This is a genomic window from Paenibacillus sp. FSL K6-1318 (genome assembly GCF_037976905.1).
GTDB classification, from domain to species: Bacteria; Bacillota; Bacilli; order Paenibacillales; family Paenibacillaceae; genus Paenibacillus; species Paenibacillus amylolyticus_A.
In genome coordinates, this window is the sequence record NZ_CP150270.1 from 5,598,261 (window position 1) to 5,621,004 (window position 22,744).

24 protein-coding genes are annotated in these 22,744 nt (G+C 42.2%); 2 read left to right on the forward strand and 22 right to left on the reverse strand.

The genetic code is table 11. The annotated features are described in order from the left end of the window. Positions 1 to 413: 413 nt before the first annotated feature. The 9 genes from NYE45_RS24920 to NYE45_RS24960 all read right to left on the reverse strand — a co-directional run bounded on the left by NYE45_RS24920 (position 414) and on the right by NYE45_RS24960 (position 7,358). Positions 414 to 938 (reverse strand): hypothetical protein, encoded by a 525-nt coding sequence (locus tag NYE45_RS24920; protein WP_340014428.1) that lies wholly within the window; start codon positions 936 to 938, stop codon positions 414 to 416. 338 nt (positions 939 to 1,276) lie between these two features. Further along, on the reverse strand, positions 1,277 to 1,618 hold the full coding sequence (locus NYE45_RS24925; protein WP_340014429.1) for a hypothetical protein: 342 nt from the start codon (positions 1,616 to 1,618) through the stop codon (positions 1,277 to 1,279). A 139-nt stretch (positions 1,619 to 1,757) separates the two neighbouring features. Then, on the reverse strand, positions 1,758 to 2,213 hold the full coding sequence (locus NYE45_RS24930; protein WP_340014430.1) for a hypothetical protein: 456 nt from the start codon (positions 2,211 to 2,213) through the stop codon (positions 1,758 to 1,760). Between the two features lie 380 nt (positions 2,214 to 2,593). Continuing rightward, the gene (locus NYE45_RS24935) at positions 2,594 to 3,256 is read right to left on the reverse strand and encodes a hypothetical protein (RefSeq protein ID WP_340014431.1); all 663 of its coding nucleotides are present in this window, start codon (positions 3,254 to 3,256) and stop codon (positions 2,594 to 2,596) included. 24 nt (positions 3,257 to 3,280) lie between these two features. After that, positions 3,281 to 4,153, reverse strand: coding sequence for a serine protease (locus tag NYE45_RS24940; RefSeq protein WP_340014432.1), 873 nt, complete (start codon positions 4,151 to 4,153; stop codon positions 3,281 to 3,283). 102 nt (positions 4,154 to 4,255) lie between these two features. Continuing rightward, a complete protein-coding gene (locus NYE45_RS24945) occupies positions 4,256 to 4,486 on the reverse strand; it encodes a hypothetical protein (RefSeq protein ID WP_340014433.1) in 231 nt (76 codons plus the stop codon). An 840-nt stretch (positions 4,487 to 5,326) separates the two neighbouring features. Next, the gene (locus NYE45_RS24950) at positions 5,327 to 5,608 is read right to left on the reverse strand and encodes a hypothetical protein (protein WP_340014434.1); all 282 of its coding nucleotides are present in this window, start codon (positions 5,606 to 5,608) and stop codon (positions 5,327 to 5,329) included. Positions 5,609 to 5,838: 230 nt separating this feature from the next. After that, a complete protein-coding gene (locus tag NYE45_RS24955; RefSeq protein WP_340014435.1) occupies positions 5,839 to 6,630 on the reverse strand; it encodes an RNA methyltransferase in 792 nt (263 codons plus the stop codon). Between the two features lie 26 nt (positions 6,631 to 6,656). Further along, positions 6,657 to 7,358, reverse strand: a complete 702-nt coding sequence (locus NYE45_RS24960; RefSeq protein ID WP_315937925.1) for a TrkA family potassium uptake protein — start codon at positions 7,356 to 7,358, stop codon at positions 6,657 to 6,659. Positions 7,359 to 7,486: 128 nt separating this feature from the next. Between NYE45_RS24960 and sspI the strand changes: the two genes are divergently transcribed. Continuing rightward, entirely contained in the window at positions 7,487 to 7,720 is a 234-nt protein-coding gene (gene sspI / locus NYE45_RS24965; RefSeq protein WP_036673259.1) for a small acid-soluble spore protein SspI, read from the forward strand. Between the two features lie 229 nt (positions 7,721 to 7,949). Here the strand turns inward: sspI and NYE45_RS24970 are convergent, their stop codons facing one another. From NYE45_RS24970 to NYE45_RS25025, 12 genes are all read right to left on the reverse strand, one after another. Then, entirely contained in the window at positions 7,950 to 9,533 is a 1,584-nt protein-coding gene (locus NYE45_RS24970; RefSeq protein ID WP_340014436.1) for a peptide chain release factor 3, read from the reverse strand. Between the two features lie 351 nt (positions 9,534 to 9,884). Continuing rightward, positions 9,885 to 10,283 carry a DoxX family protein gene (locus tag NYE45_RS24975; protein WP_053783291.1) on the reverse strand — a complete coding sequence of 133 codons (399 nt, stop codon included), beginning with the start codon at positions 10,281 to 10,283 and terminating at the stop codon, positions 9,885 to 9,887. A 359-nt stretch (positions 10,284 to 10,642) separates the two neighbouring features. Beyond that, positions 10,643 to 12,193 (reverse strand): glucose-6-phosphate dehydrogenase, encoded by a 1,551-nt coding sequence (zwf, locus tag NYE45_RS24980; RefSeq protein WP_340014437.1) that lies wholly within the window; start codon positions 12,191 to 12,193, stop codon positions 10,643 to 10,645. 215 nt (positions 12,194 to 12,408) lie between these two features. Next, complete coding sequence (locus NYE45_RS24985) at positions 12,409 to 13,158, reverse strand: YwmB family TATA-box binding protein (protein ID WP_340014438.1); 750 nt, start codon at positions 13,156 to 13,158, stop codon at positions 12,409 to 12,411. 409 nt (positions 13,159 to 13,567) lie between these two features. Continuing rightward, positions 13,568 to 14,236: a response regulator transcription factor gene (locus tag NYE45_RS24990; RefSeq protein WP_091020933.1), complete on the reverse strand. Its 669-nt coding sequence runs from the start codon at positions 14,234 to 14,236 to the stop codon at positions 13,568 to 13,570. Then, positions 14,178 to 15,293 (reverse strand): sensor histidine kinase, encoded by a 1,116-nt coding sequence (locus tag NYE45_RS24995; RefSeq protein WP_169480679.1) that lies wholly within the window; start codon positions 15,291 to 15,293, stop codon positions 14,178 to 14,180. The genes NYE45_RS24990 and NYE45_RS24995 overlap by 59 nt, the downstream gene beginning before the upstream one ends. A gap of 31 nt (positions 15,294 to 15,324) precedes the next feature. Further along, on the reverse strand, positions 15,325 to 15,972 hold the full coding sequence (gene liaF / locus NYE45_RS25000; protein WP_340014439.1) for a cell wall-active antibiotics response protein LiaF: 648 nt from the start codon (positions 15,970 to 15,972) through the stop codon (positions 15,325 to 15,327). 150 nt (positions 15,973 to 16,122) lie between these two features. Further along, complete coding sequence (locus tag NYE45_RS25005; protein WP_124117409.1) at positions 16,123 to 16,830, reverse strand: PspA/IM30 family protein; 708 nt, start codon at positions 16,828 to 16,830, stop codon at positions 16,123 to 16,125. Position 16,831: 1 nt separating this feature from the next. Then, positions 16,832 to 17,335, reverse strand: a complete 504-nt coding sequence (locus NYE45_RS25010) for a PspC domain-containing protein (protein ID WP_062838035.1) — start codon at positions 17,333 to 17,335, stop codon at positions 16,832 to 16,834. A gap of 17 nt (positions 17,336 to 17,352) precedes the next feature. Then, positions 17,353 to 17,586, reverse strand: coding sequence for a PspC domain-containing protein (locus NYE45_RS25015; protein WP_340014440.1), 234 nt, complete (start codon positions 17,584 to 17,586; stop codon positions 17,353 to 17,355). Between the two features lie 4 nt (positions 17,587 to 17,590). Then, a complete protein-coding gene (locus NYE45_RS25020) occupies positions 17,591 to 18,262 on the reverse strand; it encodes a PspA/IM30 family protein (RefSeq protein ID WP_062838036.1) in 672 nt (223 codons plus the stop codon). Between the two features lie 35 nt (positions 18,263 to 18,297). Further along, complete coding sequence (locus NYE45_RS25025; RefSeq protein ID WP_340014441.1) at positions 18,298 to 18,606, reverse strand: hypothetical protein; 309 nt, start codon at positions 18,604 to 18,606, stop codon at positions 18,298 to 18,300. Between the two features lie 469 nt (positions 18,607 to 19,075). Here NYE45_RS25025 and NYE45_RS25030 point away from each other — a divergent pair, with 469 nt between their 5' ends. Beyond that, the gene (locus NYE45_RS25030; protein ID WP_340014442.1) at positions 19,076 to 21,466 is read left to right on the forward strand and encodes a helix-turn-helix domain-containing protein; all 2,391 of its coding nucleotides are present in this window, start codon (positions 19,076 to 19,078) and stop codon (positions 21,464 to 21,466) included. A 334-nt stretch (positions 21,467 to 21,800) separates the two neighbouring features. On the opposite strand, the gene NYE45_RS25035 is transcribed toward NYE45_RS25030, so the two are convergent. Continuing rightward, complete coding sequence (locus NYE45_RS25035; RefSeq protein WP_340014443.1) at positions 21,801 to 22,727, reverse strand: methyltransferase domain-containing protein; 927 nt, start codon at positions 22,725 to 22,727, stop codon at positions 21,801 to 21,803. Positions 22,728 to 22,744 lie beyond the last annotated feature (17 nt).

Genomic DNA, 22,744 nt, shown 5'->3' on the forward strand with positions numbered 1-22,744 from the left:
CAGATAAGAATAATCTTAAATCTACCTTATAGATCTTCCGATTAGATACAATGTTTAAACTTCGTCTTTATTTCGTAAACACTTAGTGGTGTTGCGCTTTGAACTTTGACGAGAGTTTTATATATCAATGTATTTCAACTAACTTAGGAATTGTATTTATAACCAAAGAATCGTTTACAATTGCCATTTGTTCGTATTAGTCTTATCAAAACACATTCAGAAGATTCTGAGTTACTATCCCATTTACGTTGAGACTGGAAAAATACGCTCCTCTCTCTTTCATTTTCTAATCCCGATCTGCAATTTTTTAACGTTAATCGTAGCTGCGCCATTTAGTTTTGAACATGCTTCTACATCCATCATTAAATGCACTCTCCCATTGATCCAATACAACGTTATCTCAGCTTTATTTCTTATTGAATCTTGTTATTTTTTTTAATTCTATCTATAATTCCTGCATCAATTCCTATTCTTCTAACACTTTTCACAGTGAAAAAGCCGAGTATCACATACATAATACCTACAACCCAAATAGATGACATAAAATTAATACTATCATTAACATTAAGAACAGGGATGATAACCGACAAAGGGATTGCTAAAAATGGAAACTGTTTTGTAGTTTCTACTCTTGATATTAAATAACTTGAAATAAAATTCAATTCATCAAAATGAATTTTTTCTATTTTCTTATCAATTTCTGCGATTTCATTTATACCAAAAAAGAACAAGGGGGATCCCTTGAATAAATAATTCTTCGCTAAAATATTTTTTAAGTTTTTAATTTTTTTAACACTTCCTTTATCCATTTCATTTATTACATTAATATGTATTTTATTTTCTTCAAATTTTAATGTTAATAGCCCCTTTTTCTCAAAATTAAGTAATTTCCTATATAATTTATTTGAAATTGCACCATCATATAAATCAAAAATCAATGTAATCTCCCCCTTGTTTAAACTATGATAAGTTCAAGTAATAAAACCCATTCTCAACAGTAATTCGACAAACTGGTAATATTACCCTCCCAATATTAGATATATTGTACTTATAATTTCCGAAAACGTTCCTTTTCGGAATAAATAACAATTTGGTATCTGACATAGAGAGATGAACGCCGAATTATAGGTTAGAGAAAGACTAAATTTTTTGTGTATAACAAAAAGCCGAACGAATAATCAGGAATAAACACCTGAAATTCATCGACTCGACAATCAACTTATTATTCTTATGGACTTTCTGTAGAAGAAAACTCTAATTATAATTGAAATTAACTTTAACAGCCAATAATTGGTTCAAGAACATCCTCACATAAATGCTGTAGCCCTTCTAATTGCAAGCAATTAGAACGATGATTAAAGAATAATGTAAGGATAATGATAAGTTTCTTGTTTGGAAGAATTAACTCAGCTTTCTCATACGATTTCCCATTTCTCAAAGTCTTTTTAGTGAATGTTAAATTTTCATTTTTGAAAATGAATTCCAACAGTTTCTTCTTGGCGTTCATATCTCCAACACCGATTAGTGTTGAGAAGGGAAATGTAACAAATACTTTCCTAATCAGCTCAGCACGATTCCATAGCATCTTGGAATACTCGTCGAGTTCTTCTTTTGCCAATCTGCCATTGCTTAATTCAGTTATTTTTTTAAAATTCCTTTTAGCTAATTTGAAAGCTGATATGTACTTTTTTTGTCGATTCCATCGTATGGCCAACAGCCCTCTTTGGGTCGAGGCAAGGGTCTCCAGTCCACTAATCCTACCTTAATTTTAGTCTTGTTTGAATATAAGTGTTTTTTAACTCTTGTATTTGATTCCATTGATCATTGAGAAGATTTCCCTTAAAATTAAACCAATTTTTATCCATTTGCTCGAAGTGTAACAATATCCTCGCTTGGAATTCTAAAAATGGAGATGATGAACGTCGAGGTGGATCCACAGATGGTAGCCCCTTCGCAATTCTTATTTCATTTGTTACCTTTCCCAGTTTTAAATACCCATCATGACTTGTTTCATCCCAATATCCAAGTCTCCAATCATTTTCAATCCACGTATTTGAATCATATCCGTAAAGCTGACACCTTCCTAAAACCGCTTCAATTGGATAGCCACCCAGTCCTTCCTCATTTCCAAAAAAGACTACTTCTGCTTCATTAAAATTCCCATACCCAAACCAAGGTACTAATCTTTCAATGTGATGAAGTTCCAATTTCACTATATGCCGCTCCTGTTCTAAAAAAATATACAGCTACTGAACTACATTTCGACACAAAACTAAAATATCCCTCCTATGTTGGGAATGACCATCACTCCTACAAAACCGCATCTCTTTCACCGATTTTGTTTTGCGGAATAAAATAACTGTCCCTAATCCCTTACCCCACAAAGCTTCACCACCAAATACGAGATAAAATTCCTGACTCAAAACGCTGAGAAAAAGACTGGGATTGATCGGAAGATTAGCCGATCAGTACTCAGTCGGTTTGAGAATAGTTAATGGGGAAATTGATGATAATTCTTAATCGGGTGTTATAAAAATATTTTAAGAAGTAAAAATAAGAGAGAACACATGGAACAAAACTCGGAATATCAAAATTATTGAAGTCCTATCAGTGGCATTCTACATTCTCTAAGAATTCGTTCATATGTATAAAGTCTGTCACTCTCGGATTGATCAATTAAAATTACTTCACAATATATGGAATGTAATTTTAATTGATCAATAAGCTCTGACTCCATTGCCAAAAATTCTTTAATTAACGAATTAGTTTTCCTTTGCTTCTCTAATGTTGAGCCAATCAATTTTAATGCAGACGTTTGAATTGAACCATTATAATGGCACAGGATTCTTTCTCTTAACGTTTCTTTATTACCCTTGGCTGCTCCCACATATAGACACACATCCGCGTATTCTTGTGAATTGTATTCCGAATCTTGATTCCATTTGGGATTTATTTCAGGCAATAAAAACTTAATAGAATCCCCTTTTAATGTCTTTATGGAGTTATTCGAATCTGAATTCAACTGCATATATTTTTGATAAAGTGCTTTTCGCTTTATCCATAGAGCTTTAATATGATGAGGATTGCATGTTGCATACCACGTATACAGCCCTTTTGCATCCTTATGTTCCTGAAATGCTTCTTGTATGCTCTCTCTCGATAAAACATCAATTCTGAAGGATGACTCCCTAAGTTTATTGTCTATTTTTCTAAGCTGAATTTTTAATTTATCTAATTCTAATTTTCCTAAAGTCATAAAATATCCCTCCCCCTCATGAAATCATCTCCCATTATACAAATCGTATTGTGTAACAATCATACCATTCTTACATATCATATTCGACGGGGTAGCTTTTAGACCATATAAAAATGATCCCAAATCTTCTTTAATAATTCCTACTAAATGAAATTCTCCATCACTTTTAAGTATAAACACTCCTCCTCCACTAAAACCACCAAGACGAATTCTTAATAATTCTGGATCATCTTCGCCAAATAATTTTACTACTTGGTCCATATCTATCGGAATTGTTATTGAGATCTCAGAAACATCTGAAACGGGACCTGAGTACGCTCCAAATCCCAACACTGATTCCTGCATATTATCATGCCGTAAAACGCCTGGATATCCAACCACTGTTACTACTTCACCAACTAATTCTGAAAAATTTGAAAGCGGTCCACTTTGAGGCCGATACGGTTCTTTATAACATGAGACATTTATGCTTTTCAGATCATCATGGCTTAAACTAATAGTAGCCAGATCAAGTGTTTCATTTACATCAATTAAAAGGGTTGCTAAATCTATCTGTAGATCACCAACTTTGAATATACAGTTTTCATTATTAAAATAAAAATCGGTTACATGCTTATTAGTGACAAGAAAAAGACTTTCGTTTATATCCATAAGGACTCCAGATGCATTCTCTATTTTCCTTCTATCTTTATCTTCATAAATTATTACGATGGGGCATATATAAGCTTTCAGCAATGTCTGAAAGGCTGTGGCAATGAGGTCGCTATATTCTTCATTCGATTCATCTACTTGCCGTAATCTTTCTTTGAGAAAGCTTTTAATCTGAGTTACAGTTTCAGAATTCAAACCTTCTTTGTGTACACTTTCAAGTACTTTTATTAACTCTTGATCGTCCATAGTCGTCACACCACCTATATAATATATAGTTATATAATATTTCAAGTACATAATACGAATAACAGCCGCCGCGGGTTATGACTATTTTCAGATTGTTATAATTCATTCCTCACTGTCTGCAACCAAAGCCAACTCAAAAACGCTGGCTATCCGATGGGGATTACTTACATCAGTTCTTTCTTTTGTATTTAATCCTGAAAGAGAATCTATCCGTTTCAAATCTCGCCCTATATTGTTACCTTTCGAAAAAATATCTTTTTGAATAACAATAGGAAGGTTCATTAATCTGTGAACAAAATGATTTAATTGAATCATAGTTTTTTCTAATGGCATTATGGTTAATAATTCTTAACAATCTTATTAATGTTCTTGTATGATTACACATATCAGTAATCATTTCGTATGGAAATGGATATTTTACAATGATCCCAGGTTTTAAATTCTGATCAAATTGATGAATTGTCATATCAATAACAGGATTTTGTAATTTTCCAATTAATCCATCTGTCTTATATACAATTAACCAGTGATAACAATAATTCCGATCATTCAGATCTACTCTTATCTTTCGAATACAATACTCACTAAACAACTCCTTATTTTCATTCAATAGAAAGAAATATGTAAGAACCGAAGAATAATTGCAAAAATTATTTGGATATTCAACACCTCTAAATTTCTTAGAAAGTATAAAAAGCTTCTCCTGAAGATTATCTGAATAAGATTGATAGTTCTCTAAATTCTTTTTTATCTTATCAGTATCTCCCAAGATATTAAACCCTCATATCTATCATTCATTTAAAAATATTAGAATCCTTTAACGATTACCTAACATAATTGACATTCTATCAAGAAATGAACAAAAAAATTTTTATATGTAATTATTTGAACAATTTACATACTAATAGCACTGAAATGCATAAGCACTCGTCTATTGATGAAGAAAATAAATCAGAAAATATAAAATTCATGAGTCAAGATCCTTTTAGTATTTTAAATTCGACAAAATAGTAATATTGTCCTGCACTGTTCAGTAGGAATTAACTATATTCCGAAAAGGTATCTTTTCGGAATTATGTTGAGTTACTACTTGGACTCACAACAAAAATAGAGCTGAACGTATTGTGAGATGAATTGAATACGCTTAGCTCTATTTTTTATTATTTTTACCGTCTATGGTAAAGTATTTAGTTCATGTTGATTTCGAAACTGCAATAAGACTTCAACATTGTCCTTCTTCTCTTCATTCAAAGTTCCCTTTTCAAGATTAAGCAAATATTCAACAATTTCCTGTGTAAGATTTAATCCATCAGCTTCAATGATATCCTTCGGTCTTAATATATTAGCCTTTAGTAGCATATCCACCGCTTTATTAATTAACATTGGTCTCGGAACGCTAAGAATATCATCCAGAGGTTCTTTCTTCCGCATATTTTTTTGATTCATTTGCTTCATAAGATAGGTGTACTGATTGTAGTTAATCGCTTCTAAGTGAAACGCTCTAACTATCATCGCTTGAATAGATACTTTCCATTTTTTCTTTAAGTCAATTTAGAAGCTAAGATTATTGGGATAATGAAGATCTTTCAAAAATGAATTTTTTGGTAAAGTTCCAGCCTTTGGTGGTTTGGGGACAGTTAATTTTAGTAGGGACGGTAAAAATAAAATTGGACAGGAATTATTAGTTAGTTAAACATCCGCTGTCTCATCGCCTCAAACAACAGAATCGTTGCCGCCATCGCCGCGTTAAGCGACTCTGCCTGCCCCTGCATCGGAATCGTAATTGCATCATCCACCAAGCGTGCCGTGGAATCCGAGATTCCCTTGCCTTCGTTACCAATCACGAGCCATACCGACTGCGTAAAATCATAACTATAACATGAATGCTCTGCCTGCAAAGAAGTACTGACCAGCTTCACGCCCGCGGCCTTCGCTTCGGGAAGCAATGACTCCAACTGGCCCTCCACAATGGGCAAATGAAACAATGACCCCATCGTCGAGCGAATCGTCTTCGGGTTATATACATCAGCACAGCCCGCGCCAAGTACAACCCCAGCTGCTCCAGCTGCGTCCGCACTACGGATGATCGTCCCCACATTCCCTGGGTCCTGCACCCCATCCAGTACCACGACAAGCCCACGCGCTCCGGCAATCAGGCTTTGCAGTGGCTCACTGCCTTTACGCACTATCGCGAATACCGGCTGCGGAGTCATCGTATCTGTACATTTGGCGATAACCGCTGGAGATACACTGACCCACTCCACACGCTGAAGCGGGTTCTCAAACCCTGCAAATTCAATCGGCACGCCTTGCTCTCCGTCGTATACGATGCACTCCAGATCTGCCCCGGCTCGTAATGCTTCCTGTACCAGATGAATGCCCTCAATGATATATTTATGTTGACGGGTACGGTGCTTTTTCTCCAGCAGCTGTGCCCATTCTTTTACACGTGTATTTTGCGGTGATACAATATCCATCTTTCCATCCTTCCCATCTGCATCCATCACTTCGGATACGCAAGCTCCATTTTCGTCAAATGATCCTTGTGACCCACAATAATCAGCACATCTCCAGCTTCAATCCGGTCATCCGCATACGGCGAAATGTTCATCGAATTTCCACTGCGAATCGCCATCACGTTGCACCCAAAACGTGCACGGATGTTTAATTCCATCAGATTCTTACCGATCATTTGCTCGGAGGCTCTCATCTCCAAAATACTGTAATCCTCAGATAACTCAATGTAATCCAGTATATTAGGCGAGGTTAGATGATGGGCTACGCGCAATCCCATATCCCGCTCAGGATAGATGACTTTATCTGCGCCAATCTTCTGCAGCACCTTACCATGAAGCTCATTTTGAGCTTTTACGATCAGCACCGGTACGCCCATATCTTTCAATATCAGGGTTGTCAGAATGCTCGCCTGAATATCTTCACCAATCGCCACAACGACAACGTCGAAATTTCGTATGCCCAGCGCACGCAGCGCTTCTTCATCTGTTGAATCTGCCGATACCGCATGGGTCACCACATTGGACATCTCCTGAGTCCGCTGTTCGTCCGCATCAATTGCCAGCACGTCGAATCCCATACCACTCAGTGCATTGGCAACACTTGATCCGAACCGTCCCATGCCAATTACGGCATACTGTTTCTTGGCCATTAGGGTCTTAACCTCCCGCTGCACTTCAGCATGACGCATCATTACGGATACCCATGCTAACGTAAATAATCCTTCGTAGTATACCACAAAGCCTGATAAACTTGAATGCGCTCGCGCTTCCCAGGGAACAGTATTAGAGCAGCCGAATATACGAGGAGGGAATTGCGATGCCCATTACATTAAGCCTGCGTGAAGCGATTGTTCATAAAGTTCATGACAAGAGTGATGATCAGCTCCGGGAGATGATTGAAGGTTCAGTAGATGGACCGGAAGCTGCATTACCTGGACTTGGCGCCATTTTCGAAATGATCTGGAAGAACACAGAACCTGCCAAGCAGGAAGAACTCATTCAAATCGCGCAGGAGCATCTGCACACCATTCCCGTTCAACCGCTTCGCTAATCGAAGCATTGGAGGGTAAGGTAACCATCAAACCGTTTGTTCTGTCTGCAAAAGAAAGCTTTCCCTTATTCGGCTGGATCATACCCGCCTCTAAGTAAGGTGTATAGCAATAGATCCCCCCGCCAATCGGCGGAGGGATCTTATTTTTTACAAGCTCTATCTCATTGCATGAGCTTGTCACCTTCAACTAACCCTTTTAATGATTACCACGGAATATGTCGGCCTTCACTTAAGGAGCAGTCTCCAGGAATTTAGCTGTAGGATTTTTATCCATAGCCGTTCTCATGGCGTACTCATTTTCGAAGAGCACCACATAATTCCCTTTTTTATCTTTTACAAGTGCAGAGTTAATCCGGAATTTACTTGCATCCAGATTCTCGTCCACGATCCAGCGAGCGAACTGATAAGGCATGCGCTGCAATTGTACGTCTACCCCATACTCGCCTTTCATCCGGTATTCAAATACCTCGAACTGAAGTTGACCAATTACGCCGAGAATCGTCTCGTCGAAACTCGCCGTCTGGAACACCTGAATGGTTCCCTCCTCCGTCAACTGATCAATTCCTTTTTGGTACTGTTTATGTTTCAACGCATTTTTCACGGTAACTTTAGCGAAAATCTCTGGCGAGAACGTTGGCAACTCTTCAAAGATAACCTCGCTGCCTTGGCTCAGTGAATCGCCAATCCGGAAGATACCCGGATCGAACAAACCGATAATATCGCCGGCATACGCCTCTTCCACAATATCCCGATCTTGTGCCAGGAATTGCTGTGGCTGTGACAGTTTGATCTCTTTGCCGACACGGTTATGCTTCACACTCATGCCACGTTGGAACTTGCCTGACACAATACGCAGGAACGCAATACGATCTCGGTGTGCAGGGTTCATGTTGGCTTGAATTTTGAATACATAACCGCTGAATTTTTCATTCGTTGGTTGAATCTCGCCTACCGTACTGCGGCGTGGCTCAGGCTTCGGTGCCAGTTCCAGGAAATTCTCCAGGAAAGTCTGTACGCCAAAATTGTTGATCGCACTACCGAAGAAAATAGGGGTCAATTCGCCGCGTTGAACCTTCTCCATATCAAACGGATCTCCCGCAACGTCCAAAAGCTCCAGATCCTGAATTAACTGATCATGCAGATATTCTCCTGCCATCTCACGGATAATTGGATCTGTATAACCGTTTACTTTCTGAACTTTAATTGTCGAGTGATCGTCCCCTTGGAACAACTCCACCTGATTTTTCATCCGGTCATATACACCGCATAGTTCGCGACCTGTACCAATAGGCCAGTTCATCGGAACTGAACGAATACCCAGTACATTTTCAAGTTCTTCCATCAGATCAAATGGGCTTTTACCCTCACGGTCGAGTTTGTTGATAAACGTAAAGATTGGAATGCCACGCTTCGCACAAACCTGGAACAACTTAATCGTCTGTGCCTCGACACCCTTCGCTACGTCAATCAACATGACTGCGCTATCGGCAGCCGTCAGTGTACGATACGTATCTTCACTGAAATCCTGGTGACCCGGTGTATCCAGAATGTTAACGCGATGGTTCAAGTAATCAAATTGCATTACGGAAGAGGTAACTGAGATCCCCCGTTGTTTCTCAATTTCCATCCAGTCACTGGTTGCGTGTTTGCTGGCTTTCCGAGCTTTTACCGTTCCCGCAAGGCGAATCGCGCCCCCGAACAGCAACAGTTTCTCGGTCAGTGTGGTTTTACCCGCATCCGGGTGAGAGATAATGGCAAACGTCCGGCGTTTGTCCACTTCCTGTTGAAGAATATCATTTGCAGCTTTGCTCATAGGTTTAATCCCTTTCGTCCGTTCATTCACGTTAATCCGGCATGGCCGGTCCATCATTCAATCTTTATGCAATCCGGCGAGGCCGGTTGATTGTACACGAGTTTTTACGTACTAGGTATTTACACACTAGATTAATTTTACACATTTACAATGGAGTTCATCCTCCTCAAATCTGTGCTTTCATGCATACCGTGAACTGCTTCTTAACCCAACTCTCCTATTGTACCATAATCTGTACCGAAAATAACCGATTACTACAGCAGATTCTTCTCTTTTCATTTGCAAAAAAAAGCACCCTTCAGCCATTTCCATGGCATCCAGGCACTCCTCAATCATTTTTATTTATCGGGTTTAGAAAATCAATGCATCCAGTGCGTATTGTCCGCCACCCGTCAGGGCCAGCGCTACACCAACGACCAGAATCGCGAGATTATATTCGAATCCGTTCTGCGTGGACCAGTATCCGTTCGCTCCATGCACTTTCACAATGGCAATGACCATCGTCAGCGCAATTAGAATGCCACCTACCGGTGTAAGCAGACCCAGAGCCAGCAATAGTCCGCCACCGAACTCAGCGAGTCCAGCCAGTAACGCCACCAATGCACCTGGTTTCATACCCATCGACTCAAACCAGCCGCCTGTACCCTTAATCCCGTAACCTCCGAACCATCCAAACAGCTTTTGTGCCCCGTGCGCCATGAACGACAATCCAATCACCAAACGAATCAACAACAATCCTACATCCAACATCATTTTCTTTTCCTCCATTCAATATATACAAAATAGTATTCTTAGATTAAAGATATTATGCTAAATTTTTTTCTCCATGATATCGTGTTGAAACCCCTTCACCTGTTTCACATTTCATCTCATGAATCGTGGACTTATCCGAGAAGTTCATCGGGTTAAGTTTGTTATTTGCGTAACTCTTTATCTCTTGTGTTGAGTATAAGTTATATACTTACTTTTTGTCAACAACTTAATTTAAATATATTTATCGAGTCGCATTCCCCACATCTTTTCACAGCAAAAGAAGCCCGGAAAGTTCGCTTCATCCGCGTTCTTTCCAAGCCTCTTTAATCATCATTTCACCTTATGAATGAATAGCTTTAATTATTGACTTGCCAGATTACACGATCCTCGTCCTGACCATTCACCGGCCACCAGTGGAATCCATCCTGCTCCAGCAGCTTATCTGTCGCTTCTGGCCCCCATGTTCCAGCTGGGTACGGATGAAGCTCTCCCTGATTTTGACCCCAGGCTGCTGCAATCCGATCTACAAAAGACCAGGCCGTCGCCACTTCATCCCAACGGGTAAAGTACGTAGAATCCCCCTCTGCTGCATCGTGTAGCAGACGTTCATACGCTTCAGGCGAGTTGATTCCGATCATGCAGCTCTGACAAAAATCCATCGCGAGCGGCTGAATCTCGGAATCCGAGCCTGGTTTCTTGGCATTGATTTTGATATATATGCCTTCCATCGGATTCACCCGAATGACCAGCAGATTCGGTTCCAATTTATACTTTTTACCAAGGTATACGTTGTTCGGCATCGACTTGAACTCAACTACGATCTCGGTTGTTTTTACCGGGAGACGCTTGCCTGTCCGAATGTAGAATGGCACACCCGCCCAGCGGAAATTATCCACGAATACACGTGCTGCAAAATACGTCTCTGTATTCGACTGCGGATCAACTTTGTCTTCCTGACGATAACCGGGAAGTTGCTTGCCACGGTACTCTCCTTCGGCATACTGTCCCCGTACAACGTTGTTGCTCACTTCTTCATCTGAAGTGAACGCCCGCAATGAACGTAATACCTTCACCTTTTCATCCCGAATATCCTCTGGGAATAGGCGACTCGGCGGTTCCATCGCAATCATCGTCAGCATCTGAAGCATATGGTTCTGCCCCATATCACGCAGTGCACCGGAGTGATCATAATAACCGCCACGTTCTTCCACGCCGACCGTCTCACCCAGCGTAATCTGAACATTGGCAATATGTTTGTTGTTCCAGAGCGGTTCAAAAAAAGCATTCCCGAAGCGGATCACTTCGATATTTTGCACCATTTCCTTGCCCAGATAATGGTCAATCCGATAGATTTCCTCTTCACGAAATACCTCACGAATCTGCTCATTCAGATGCTCGGCCGATTGCAGATCATAACCAAATGGTTTTTCGATCACCAATCGGTTCCACCCCTGACTTTCCAACATACCACCGTCCCGCAAACTGTATGAGACACTGCCAAACAGCTCGGGTGCCAGTGCCAGATAGAACAACCGATTACCCGGCGTGTTAAATTTTGCTTCCAGATTCTCCGTCTGCGCACGCAGCTCTTTGAACCCTTCCACATTATTGATATCCAGTGCTTTGTATTCAAAATGATCGACAAAAGCATTCCACTCATTAGGTTCCCCCGCTGGATAGCGGCAGAATTCTTTAATGGATTCATAGATGTCTTCCCGGAATTCTTCTGGGGACCTCGGACGACGTGCTACACCAATAACCGCAAAGTCTTCGGCAAGCTTGCCTTCGCGGTAAAGACTGTAGATGGCCGGAAACAGCTTCCGGCGGGCTAAATCTCCCGTTGCTCCAAAAATGAAAAATACTGCGCCTGGTGTCTGTACTTCATCTTGCGATTGTTTTTCAACCATGGGCTCCTCTTTCTTCCGGGAAGATAACCTTCACGCTCTCCCCGAGCTATGTAATGGTGTTATATATGCACGACATACAACCGTCAATTACCAGCAAGTTCCTTCTTGGATGTGATGCCATTTTAGCATATCAACTGAACGGATGCACTATTTCACACACATTTTTCTGATAAAGATTCTCACTATTTCGTCCAAATTCATAGAAATTTCATTCCTTAATATTCAATCGTAATCACCGGAAACCCCACTGTAATTCGATTATCGATCTCGTCACCAACCTGGTGAACTGCGAGCTGCATATTCAACATGTGCGAGCCACTCTTGATCGACAGGGGCAGCTCAGCAGCCTCATAAGAGACACTAGCACTGGCTACATCTGTATAACGTTCAACGGAGGCAAGATCCACTTTTTTGGACAGGTCTTTCTCGATGAGTGCTAACTGCTGACTCGCATCCCATTTAATAGCATTAGCTGCCGTACCTTGCACAGACATATTCCAACTTGCCTTCATCCCTGAGTCTACAAGCAGTTGATCGACCTCTTCATGTAATGTAATTAATGTATTCCGATCCGTATGTGCATCCCCTGAAAGTTGTACGATAGCATAGTAACCATTGTCACCTGTATCGACGACATTGACCAACAAACCTACACCTCCATTAGCCATATCGACAACCACTTCACTGCGGTACACATCATGGCCCGTCTGGCGTACCTGTACCGGTTGTTCCAGTCCCAAGTGACCAGCCAGTAATGCTGCCTGTGCTTGTGCATCTCCCCGGCCTTCTCCTTGCCATTTAATAATCAAACGATCCACATTATCAATCACGCTGTCAGCCGTATAGATTAACTGTTCCAGCTGGGCTGCTTTGGGTTCGCTCTTCTCTGCGTATACCTGTGTCACACCGATAAGAATTATGATAGCTATTGCCAATAGACCTGCTGTCATCCAACGATTTAACATTCGAATCCCCCGCTTCTTTCTTGCATTCTATGAATCTATCAACAGCATACCCCTTTCCCACATTTGCTATACTTCTTCTGCACACAGCAAAAAAAGCCCCACCCGCCACTTACATGGCAGATCGGAGCTTTCCATTCATCCTTTTCTAAATAAATTGAACTAATCAATATTTACACTCGCACTCTGCTGACAGAACAACCTTCCGATCGCTGTTATCTCCAGATTTTTTTAATTCCCTTTTTCAAGGTGAAAATCTGGGAAAAAAGGCGGAGTATATGCTTCCGAAGTAGCTTTCTTTCAGAAAGCTTTTAGCTTCGCTTCTTCTGGTTCTTTCCGTCCTCTTATCTATAACTTCCGCACATGAAAGCACGGTTCTTTGGCTTGATTATGATATTGCATATGATTCTGTTTACTCTGCAAGTCCGTTTTTATAAGCATAGATCGCGGCCTGTGTGCGGTCGTCTACGCCCAATTTTGCCAGTAAGTTTGTAACATGGAACTTGACTGTCTTAATCCCGATGATCAGATCATCAGCGATGTCCTGATTCGATTTGCCTTTGGCCAGCAATCGGAGCACATCCATTTCCCGATCCGTTAATTCATCATGCAAAGGTGCAGCTGCCTGTGGCTGCCGGAATCGATTCATCATTTTCGAAGCCACCTGTGACTCCAGAACGGATTGTCCGCGAGCGGCTGCGCGAATCGCATCTGCCACTTCATTGGCTCTTGATGTTTTCAACAGATAACTGAATGCGCCTGCTTCAATGACAGGGTACATTTTTTCATCATCCAGATAACTGGTCAATACGATGACTTTGCACTCCGGATACATTTTGAGCACCTGACGGGTAGCCTCAATGCCATCCATGCCTTCCATGACCAAGTCCATCAGAACCACATCAGGCTTATATTCCTGCGCAAGCCGAATGCCTTCCTCTCCACTACCTGCTTCACCAACAACTTCAATTCCATCCTCGGTATCCAGTACCGCAGCTAGACCAATACGTACCATCTCATGATCATCCACGAGCAATACTTTGATCGACGTTTCCGTCTCCGTTTCGACTTCCGGTTCCATTGACATGTTCTTCCTCGCTTTCATCGCTCATCAAAGGTATCGTAATCTCAATCCGCGTCCCCTTACCAGGCGCTGTTACAAATTGTATGGCCCCGCCAATCTCCGTAACACGTTCACGCATGTTAGCCAGACCGTAGGAAGCCTGTTTATTCTCATCCAGATCGAAGCCTTGCCCATCATCACGAATCAGTACCCGAATCGCATCTGTGCGGCGCTGGAGCCGTATCTCCATTTTCTCAGCTTTCGCATGCCGTAACGTATTAGACATAGCCTCCTGAACGATCCGGAACAGATGATTCTCGATGCCTTTGATTAGATCGATGTCTTCGTCCATTTCGAGCACAATGTCCATGGGTACTTTCGTTTTCAGTTCCATCACCAGATCACGCAGACCTTGTTCCAGATGTTTACCCTCCAGATAAACTGGCCGCAGATGTAACAGTAACGCACGCATCTCGGACTGTGCTACCGAGGCCATTTCCTCAATTAGAGCCACCTGCCGCTGGGCACGTTCAAAATCCTTCTCCATCTTCCGTCCAACGGCCGTTGCTGTCATGGATATCGCGAACAATTGCTGGGATACCGCATCATGCAGTTCCCGTGCCAGCCGCTGCCGCTCTTCCACAATAGCCGTGATTCTGGCTTGTTCAGCCAGCTGTGCATTATGGGTAGACAATCGCTGGAGCGAGGATACCTGATCTTCCCACTTTTTGCCGATTCGTCCGAGTTGCTCACTCAAGCGTCCCACATCATCTACACCCAGATCAGGTACAGTACGTGACAGGGAACCCTTCTCCCACTGTAGGAGCGTTTCCCGAAGTAGTTCAAGCCTGCGTTTGACCCGGTAACTCTGATAGAATCCAAAGACCGCGCCAATCCCAATCAGAAGCAGCAATAGAGCCAGACCTGATTGAATCAGATGCCGCCAGCCTGCAAACGGAGCAAGATAACCATATGTATACAATACATACAAAATAACAGCGAGCACAATGAAAACCAGGAGGATCCCTTCACCCATACTTCGGGTTACCATATCGGTATGTCGTTTTGTCTTCATCGGGGTCTCCTCCTTCTCTTCATCTATTTTACTACGGATTACTGATGCTTAGGTCGCCAACAATATAAGAAATGACAAATTTTGCTTTATGTTCACTGGATTCATATCCAGGAGTTCTCCATACTAGTTTGTTCATCATGCCGCTATCTTGTTCTCCCAGAAGATTAATCCGGCCGAAAAGAACCGATGCTTCAATCTCCACACCATAATCCTCCGGTAGTGTCAGGCGAACATTCCCCATAACCCCTTGCAGCAGCACAATCGTTTGTTTCTCCTCCGGAATTGAAAGAGACAGATCTGCGTTAACCTCACCCATGGCATGCCACAGGCTCATACTGCGTAATGTCCAGGATGATTGATCCCAGTAGTACCGAGCCATGAAATTCTGTTTCTTCATAACGCCTTCGTCCAGATGAACCTTTTTGTTTTTTGAATAAAAGTAAGCTAAAGAAGCCAGTACAATCAAGAAAACAATCATCAAATTATCCAGTAATAACAGTGCCGCACCAATGCCGAGATATCGGTAACCTTTACGGGTATCCCCTTTGCGAACTTGAAGCATACCAACCGTTAACAGAATCAGTGCGGCAGCGGTCAGCAAGTTAATATTCTGATTCAATAACATCATTGCGCCAATGATAATAATGATAACTGCAAGCCATTTACTCTTTTTATTCATCCCCGCCGCACCTCCTCTGTAAGTTAATCTTTCTTTATTCAACGGAAAAGCCATACCAGGCAATAAAGTCCTGTATGGCTTAACTTTTGTTCTACCAACCGTACGTTATACACGATTTATAGAATATCATATTGTCCATCGAGCGAACAGTTATTCTTTTGAAGTTCCGTTCGCTTCATTCTTGGAACCATTGCCCATTTTGTTTTTGAGGGCTTGTAATTGCTGGTCTACTTTGAATTGCTTTTCCACATCTACAGGATTCGTGTACGTGGATGATGTGTTGCGATAAGGTGCACGAGCTACGTCAGCTTCAGCTTCCAGTTGCATGATTTTCTCTTCCATGCGGTGGAATCCTAGTGATGCGCCGCCACTTTCGATCGAATGCAAGCTGTTGATGGAAGACATTTGTTTTTTGGCTTTTGCCATTTGTGCACGGGATACGAGTTCATTACGTTTGTTACGCATTTTGTAGAACTCATCTTTCATGTCATGCAACTGTTGCAACAGATCTTTCGCTTGTGCTTCGGACTGTGCATGCAGTTCGCTGTACTCCGTAATTTTTTGATCAAAGTAGATTTTCTCTTCCAGCAATTTGCGTGCCACTTCTTCCTGACCGTTGGCCAGAGCAGCTTCTGCTTGGGATTCACGTTGTACCGAAGTACGTTCCGCTTCATCCAGACGTTGTTTCATACGACGCTCATTCGCCATTTGTTTGGCAACAGTTACCTCTGCCTCATGAATCTCAGCCTCCATATCACGCAAGTACTGGTTCAACATTACAATTGGGTCCTCTACTTTATCCAACATATCATTTACCGATGCTTTCGTCATATCCTTAATCCGTTTAAATACTCCCATTTTACTTTTCTCCCTTCTCGTAACGAGATAATTTTTGGCGAAGCTCTTCAACTTCTTTTTTCAATGCTTTTTTCTCGATATCTTTCATCATGGAATCAAGTTCACTTTCTTGCGGTGCACCTGCTCCGTAGGCGTTGTTGTCATAAGAACGGGGACCAGATTGAGGTCTGCCGTTGAATCCGGGGCCGGGACCGAAGTTACCAGGACCTTGTTGGTTGTGGTTATTTTGAAAAGGACCTCTTGGCGGCTGATGATCATAGTTGTTATATCCTCTGCCAGGACCAGGGCCTGGGCCGTAGCCATAAGGATCATAAGGCGGATACGGTTCTTTCGGTACCACCAGTGCTGCAATGAAGTATATTAACAACGACGTGCCGCCAGTTACAAAGATACTGATGACGAAGATGATACGCAGCAGGGTGGAATCCATCCCGATGGTTTCGGAAATTCCGCCGCACAAGCCGGTTAACATCCGGTCACGCGTTGAGCGGTATAATTTGCTCATGTGCTTTCTCCTTTCGTTTACTTGTATCCTCTTACGTTGGAATCATAAGCATATGGATCAACGTAATTGGATTCCTTAGGTACCACCAACGCAGCGATGAAGTAGATCAACAATGATGTACCTCCCGTAGCGAAAATACTGATGAAGAAGATGATACGTAGCAGCGTGGTACTCAATCCGAGATTTTCAGAAATGCCGCCGATCAAACCTGTTAGCCTTCGATTACGCGCCGAGCGGTATAATTTATTCATGTGACTACTCCTTTCTGTCATTGTTCAATTTCTGTCTTAAGCGCTCCAGTTCCTTATCCAGCGTGGAGGATGACATGCTGCCAGTTACTCCTGAACCATCTTGGCCCATCCGCCGGATATCCCGGAGACTTTGTGCTTCATATTCGAGATCAGAGACTTGGTCATCCAGTCGGTTAAACATACGCGGTACATTTTGACCGTTGTGATTGCCTCTCTGGTTCATACGTTGTTGTAACTGAATCGTCTGCATACGAGCGTAGTAATATTGACGTTTGCTGTATACATTCTGATATTCAACCTTCAGTTGGTCGATCTGTTCATCCAGCTCCTGTAACGCCGCATAACTTTGTGCATACAATTCATTGTACTGTTCCATTTTTTCCTCGTGGAGGATTTTCTCCTGCAAGGCCAACTTAGCGAGATGCTCTTCCCCTGCTTTCAGAGCCATGGAAGCCTGTTCTTCCCGTTTGTTCACCATACCTGCTGCCTGATCGGCTTGTTGTTTCATTTGTCTGGTATGGCTTGCATATTGATGACGAAGCTTCTCGGCTTCACCGATGTCTTGGCGGGTCGAGACCAGGAACTGATCAATCAGTTTAACTGGATCCTGACTTTGCTCCAAATGTTCGTTCAGATTGGCTACGGTAATATCCCGCATTCGACGAAATACACTCATTATGTTCTGTCCCTCCTTTTCATAATCGTGAAAGCTTAGTAACGACCACGACGACTGCGGTTATTGTTTAGCATTGAGATACCAAAGATGATTAACCCGATCGCGATGATCGGTCCGATCAACCATGCCAGCTTGCCCATCAGTGAGATGATACCGATGATGAGAACAATCCAGCCAAGCATCACATTCCCTCGTTTAACTCCGTAGTATCCCAGTGCAATCATCAGGATCGGAATCAGATAACCCATTAAGTGTCCAAGAAGAGGAGTTAACTTTCCGAAGAGGAGTAGTGCACCCAGTGCAATCAATACAATTGCCCAGCCATTTCCCTTATTCAATCTCATAATTGTTGTTCACCGCCCTTTCCATTTGTTCGTTTGTTTCTTGTTTTTTGTTTCCGTGTTTCTTGTTTAACCTTATGTCCTTATTCTAGGGGATTCCGCGACTTTTCAAAACAGACCGTGGACGGTTTTTCATCCTAGACTCAGGTCGGGGATCTAGTTGGACCTTTGACTGTCCTTGTCTAAGACCAACGTTCCTTCTAAGCTGAATAGTACTCCGGATACCTTCTATTACCCGTATTCAGGCTCCGCTTCACCCGACATGGCACGTGAAAGAGAATGCGGTCCATGTCTCTATTTACGTTCACTCTTCACTTTCGTTTCCCCTCATTCCCTCCAGTTCCAATTTCCTTTACCTCAACATAAAATTACTTTTTTATCCAAATAAACAAAATTTAGATTGTTCTATATGTAAGCGTTTACTAAAATAGAAAGTGTTACTATTTCTAATGTCAGGAGTGGAACTGAAACTGTGCGACCCATCAGCTATCTCCATAAAATGATTATCTTCGGAATCCTGTTAAGCACCCTGCCCATTTTGTTAACGGGAATTGCCGCATTTATCTATTCATCGAACCAAACTGAATTGCATCGTACACAAGCCAACAGGCAGTTGCTGGAACAAATGCAATCCAACGTAGAGCACAAACTCGCGACAGTCAGTTATATGCTTGATCAGGCTCTTCGATCTCCAGTAACCCTCCGCTCCCTGTCTGCTTCTTCCTCAAGTCAAGGGAAAGGCCCGTTACTTGCCGACAAGGTGCAGAGCGAATTTCAACATATGAGGTCGTGGGAACCTTTGCTGGATATTACCCTGGTGAATCAATCTCAGAATTGGCTTATTGACCATGCCGGATTATATCGTAATACCGATTTTCCATTGGCACTTCCCATGAAGGATTTGATAGCGGATACGCTAACTTCCGGATGGCAGCTCTCCCCTTCATCGGTGTTTAGTAATGATGAGCGTACGCCCGGAACAGGCTGTATTTATCATATTGCCCTTGCGAGGTCTATTCCGAATCTGAATACGTCTTCCGATGCTGCCTTGATTGCCGGAATTCCTGCATGCTCTTTGCAGAATACATTAGGAGAAGCCTCCATAGGCAACGCTGCCTCAGGACTGATCATTTTAAATCGAGAACAACGTATCTTGGTCCATCCCGATCCTATATACATTGGACAACCGTTGTCTGCAATTGGATTAGCGGATCGGGATACGGGGGACCACATAAGTAAACTATCATCCATCACATTTTCAACGGGCTTTGAAGAACGGGAAGTCAAGATCGCCGATACACATTATTCCCTGACATATAGCCCTTCTACCTTAAAAGGATGGACTTATGTTCTAATCTCACCTACCAACATTCTGACACAAGAATATATCGATATCGGATTACACACCTTGTATATCAGTATCTTCTTGCTTTTACTTTCATTACTGCTCGCATGGCTCGGCTCCAAACGAATGCATATCCCAATCCGTACACTTTTAACCCAACTTGGTGACAACTGGCTGTCCAAAGAGGGGAGCACTCTCGCTCAGCAATCACCACAACTGTATGATGAATTCGAACAGATCAGAGCAGGTGTTTCACAATTATCTGCCTCTCGCTCCCAACTGGAGAACACACTAAATATGCATCTGTTGCAGATTCGCACTCATTTTATGATGAATCTGTTCCAGGGCAAGAGCCCTATTCATACTCTTCCTGACACTCTGAATGAATATGGCTATACGCATCAGGTCAATGAATGGCAACAAATTGCTGTTATTACACTTCAGGCCGATCTCGTTAATCACACAAAGTATACTGCAAATGATCGTGACCTCTTATTATTCGCTATTCAAAATATATTGGAGGAAACGGTTGTGCGTAACCAACAACTGCTTCCTATTGTGCTGGAACATACAGTAGTCACGGTGATTGGCACCGTTGAACAGGATCACTCTGTTTTTTCACAGCAGCTATATGTATTAACAGAACAGTTACAACAACAGATTGATGAAATTCTAGCTCTTCAGGTCAGTATAGGCTTCAGCCAACCGCACAGCTCCCTATATCACATCCCTCAGGCTTACACAGAAGCCATGGAAGCATTAAAACATCGGATGAAGCTGGGGACAGGCATTATCTTTCAATATGAGAACATAGATCATTACGCTCCCACTTGGTCTATGACCTACCCGGAATCTTTGGAATATACCTTGATCCAAGCTATTCAAAGTGCGGACGAAGTCCAGGCTTCTGCTCTTCTGCATCAGGCCCTGGAAGTAATCTTTGGTATGGAGTGTACACCAGAGGAATATCAGGTGGCCCTTACCAGGCTGCTGACGCATATTTTGCAAATGACTCAGGAATCCGGTATACGACTCGGACAGATCTCCAAAAGCCATGGATCGATGTTTCATGAGCTTCATGGTTTGCAGTACGCGGCTGAAGTAGAGGATTGGTTTAATCATCAAGTCATCTTGCCTATCATCCAGGTTTTTAAAGCAAGACAGTATGCCCAGTACCAACATATATCAGAGAAGATGATTGCCATGATTCATCAAGATTATGATAAGGATCTGACGCTAGAGGAATGTGCTATGAAGCTTCACTACAATGCTAACTACTTAAGTAGTGTTTTCCGCAAAGAGACAGGCTGTGCATTTAGTGAATATCTAACCAAGTACCGATTTAACATCGCTAAAAAATGGCTGGACGAAAGTGATCTGACGGTAAAAGATATCGCAGCACGACTTCGATACAACAACCCACAAAATTTCATCCGATCATTTCGTAAATGGGAAGGAATCACCCCCGGGCAGTACCGGGAACGTAAGCAGAAAGCAGAAGTGTCGAACAGAAAGTAGACTACGTGTTTCGTGGTTTCATGTTTCGTTTTTCCGTTGTCTCGAATTTGAATCTAGCGTTGGTTTTATCTCATATGCAGTTCCTTGATCCAGCTCTACAGCTCCAAGTAGTCGACTGTTTAGTTCAATGCGCTCGAAGCCTTATTGGATTTATAAAAAAGAAGGAGCAATTATCCTGCTCCCTCTTTTTTTGTGAATTTAACTTTAACTACATATGCTTCACACGTGAATTTCTTGTATGGCAGTGTGATGCTCCCTAGCACCATCTTAGACGTTGGACTATGTTGTCCGTCTCGATTCCTGATCCTTAGAGCACGTAACAAGCTTATACGATTTATCGCTTATCCTTAGTACTGACTGTTTTCATATTTGGCTGTTCCAGTTGAATCAAAATTTTACCAAACCTTGCTCCGCGTGAAAAAGTCACCTTGCTCCCCTTGTATGTATCCCGGATGTACTTCTCAGCCAGTCTGAGTGAATCCTCGTCTGTTGGTAACTCATACGTATTAAGCCATTCTGGCAGCTTCTCAATAACCTCTTCCACCGGTACTTCAAATGAGTTAACTTCTCTCGTAATGATCATGGTGTATGAATAACCCTTCAAATACAGCAACTGTTGAATATATCCCATATCACCGGCCTTATATGAAGAAGTTACACCCAGTACACCCTTAAGTTCATCCATTAGTGTGTGTTCCCTCTGTCCCGCCATAGTGCTTATATACACATACTTCCGGGCACAGTTGATCGCCATCTCAATCGTTTCCCAATCCGACATTGCTGGACACATGGATGCAAATGCAAAGTCATATTTCTTCTCCCAGCCTTTATCCTGAATAGAGATTTCCTCATATCGTTCTTTTACAATTTCGATTTTGGGTTCCAGAGCTGAAGGTATTGTTTCTTTCATAAGGGAGACAAGTAACTCAGAAGGCTCAACTGCGGTCACACTTGCTCCTTTTTCTGCAAAAGGAATGGTGAATATGCCTGAAGCGGCTCCAATGTCCAAAATGGATAACCCTGCGAACTCCACCCCCTGGTTCTCAAGCCAGCCCATAATACGCTCAGACCGATGTTTTCCTTCTTCAGTAAACGACTGTGCGTGATAGTCTCTGGCCCACCGCTCAAAAGCTTCTTCTGTATTAAATGGTGCGCTTTTCTTCTTATATTTTGAACTTCTCGGACGATTCTTCCATGCCTCTTCCCACACAGAAAGATTAAATAACAGGTCGTTATCCGATAAATTTTTTCCAATAGTCACTCTGCTTCACTCCTTTG

Excerpts from the sequence above, each read along its gene's own strand:
- NYE45_RS24935 (WP_340014431.1), bottom strand. The coding sequence starts at position 3,256 with ATGACTTTAGGAAAATTAGAATTAGATAAATTAAAAATTCAGCTTAGA.
- NYE45_RS24940 (WP_340014432.1), bottom strand. The coding sequence starts at position 4,153 with ATGGACGATCAAGAGTTAATAAAAGTACTTGAAAGTGTACACAAAGAA.
- NYE45_RS24945 (WP_340014433.1), bottom strand. The coding sequence starts at position 4,486 with ATGCCATTAGAAAAAACTATGATTCAATTAAATCATTTTGTTCACAGA.
- NYE45_RS24950 (WP_340014434.1), bottom strand. The coding sequence starts at position 5,608 with ATGAAGCAAATGAATCAAAAAAATATGCGGAAGAAAGAACCTCTGGAT.
- NYE45_RS24955 (WP_340014435.1), bottom strand. The coding sequence starts at position 6,630 with ATGGATATTGTATCACCGCAAAATACACGTGTAAAAGAATGGGCACAG.
- NYE45_RS24960 (WP_315937925.1), bottom strand. The coding sequence starts at position 7,358 with ATGCGTCATGCTGAAGTGCAGCGGGAGGTTAAGACCCTAATGGCCAAG.
- sspI (WP_036673259.1), top strand. The coding sequence starts at position 7,487 with ATGCCCATTACATTAAGCCTGCGTGAAGCGATTGTTCATAAAGTTCAT.
- NYE45_RS24970 (WP_340014436.1), bottom strand. The coding sequence starts at position 9,533 with ATGAGCAAAGCTGCAAATGATATTCTTCAACAGGAAGTGGACAAACGC.
- NYE45_RS24975 (WP_053783291.1), bottom strand. The coding sequence starts at position 10,283 with ATGTTGGATGTAGGATTGTTGTTGATTCGTTTGGTGATTGGATTGTCG.
- zwf (WP_340014437.1), bottom strand. The coding sequence starts at position 12,193 with ATGGTTGAAAAACAATCGCAAGATGAAGTACAGACACCAGGCGCAGTA.
- NYE45_RS24985 (WP_340014438.1), bottom strand. The coding sequence starts at position 13,158 with ATGTTAAATCGTTGGATGACAGCAGGTCTATTGGCAATAGCTATCATA.
- NYE45_RS24990 (WP_091020933.1), bottom strand. The coding sequence starts at position 14,236 with ATGGAACCGGAAGTCGAAACGGAGACGGAAACGTCGATCAAAGTATTG.
- NYE45_RS24995 (WP_169480679.1), bottom strand. The coding sequence starts at position 15,293 with ATGAAGACAAAACGACATACCGATATGGTAACCCGAAGTATGGGTGAA.
- liaF (WP_340014439.1), bottom strand. The coding sequence starts at position 15,972 with ATGAATAAAAAGAGTAAATGGCTTGCAGTTATCATTATTATCATTGGC.
- NYE45_RS25005 (WP_124117409.1), bottom strand. The coding sequence starts at position 16,830 with ATGGGAGTATTTAAACGGATTAAGGATATGACGAAAGCATCGGTAAAT.
- NYE45_RS25010 (WP_062838035.1), bottom strand. The coding sequence starts at position 17,335 with ATGAGCAAATTATACCGCTCAACGCGTGACCGGATGTTAACCGGCTTG.
- NYE45_RS25015 (WP_340014440.1), bottom strand. The coding sequence starts at position 17,586 with ATGAATAAATTATACCGCTCGGCGCGTAATCGAAGGCTAACAGGTTTG.
- NYE45_RS25020 (WP_062838036.1), bottom strand. The coding sequence starts at position 18,262 with ATGAGTGTATTTCGTCGAATGCGGGATATTACCGTAGCCAATCTGAAC.
- NYE45_RS25025 (WP_340014441.1), bottom strand. The coding sequence starts at position 18,606 with ATGAGATTGAATAAGGGAAATGGCTGGGCAATTGTATTGATTGCACTG.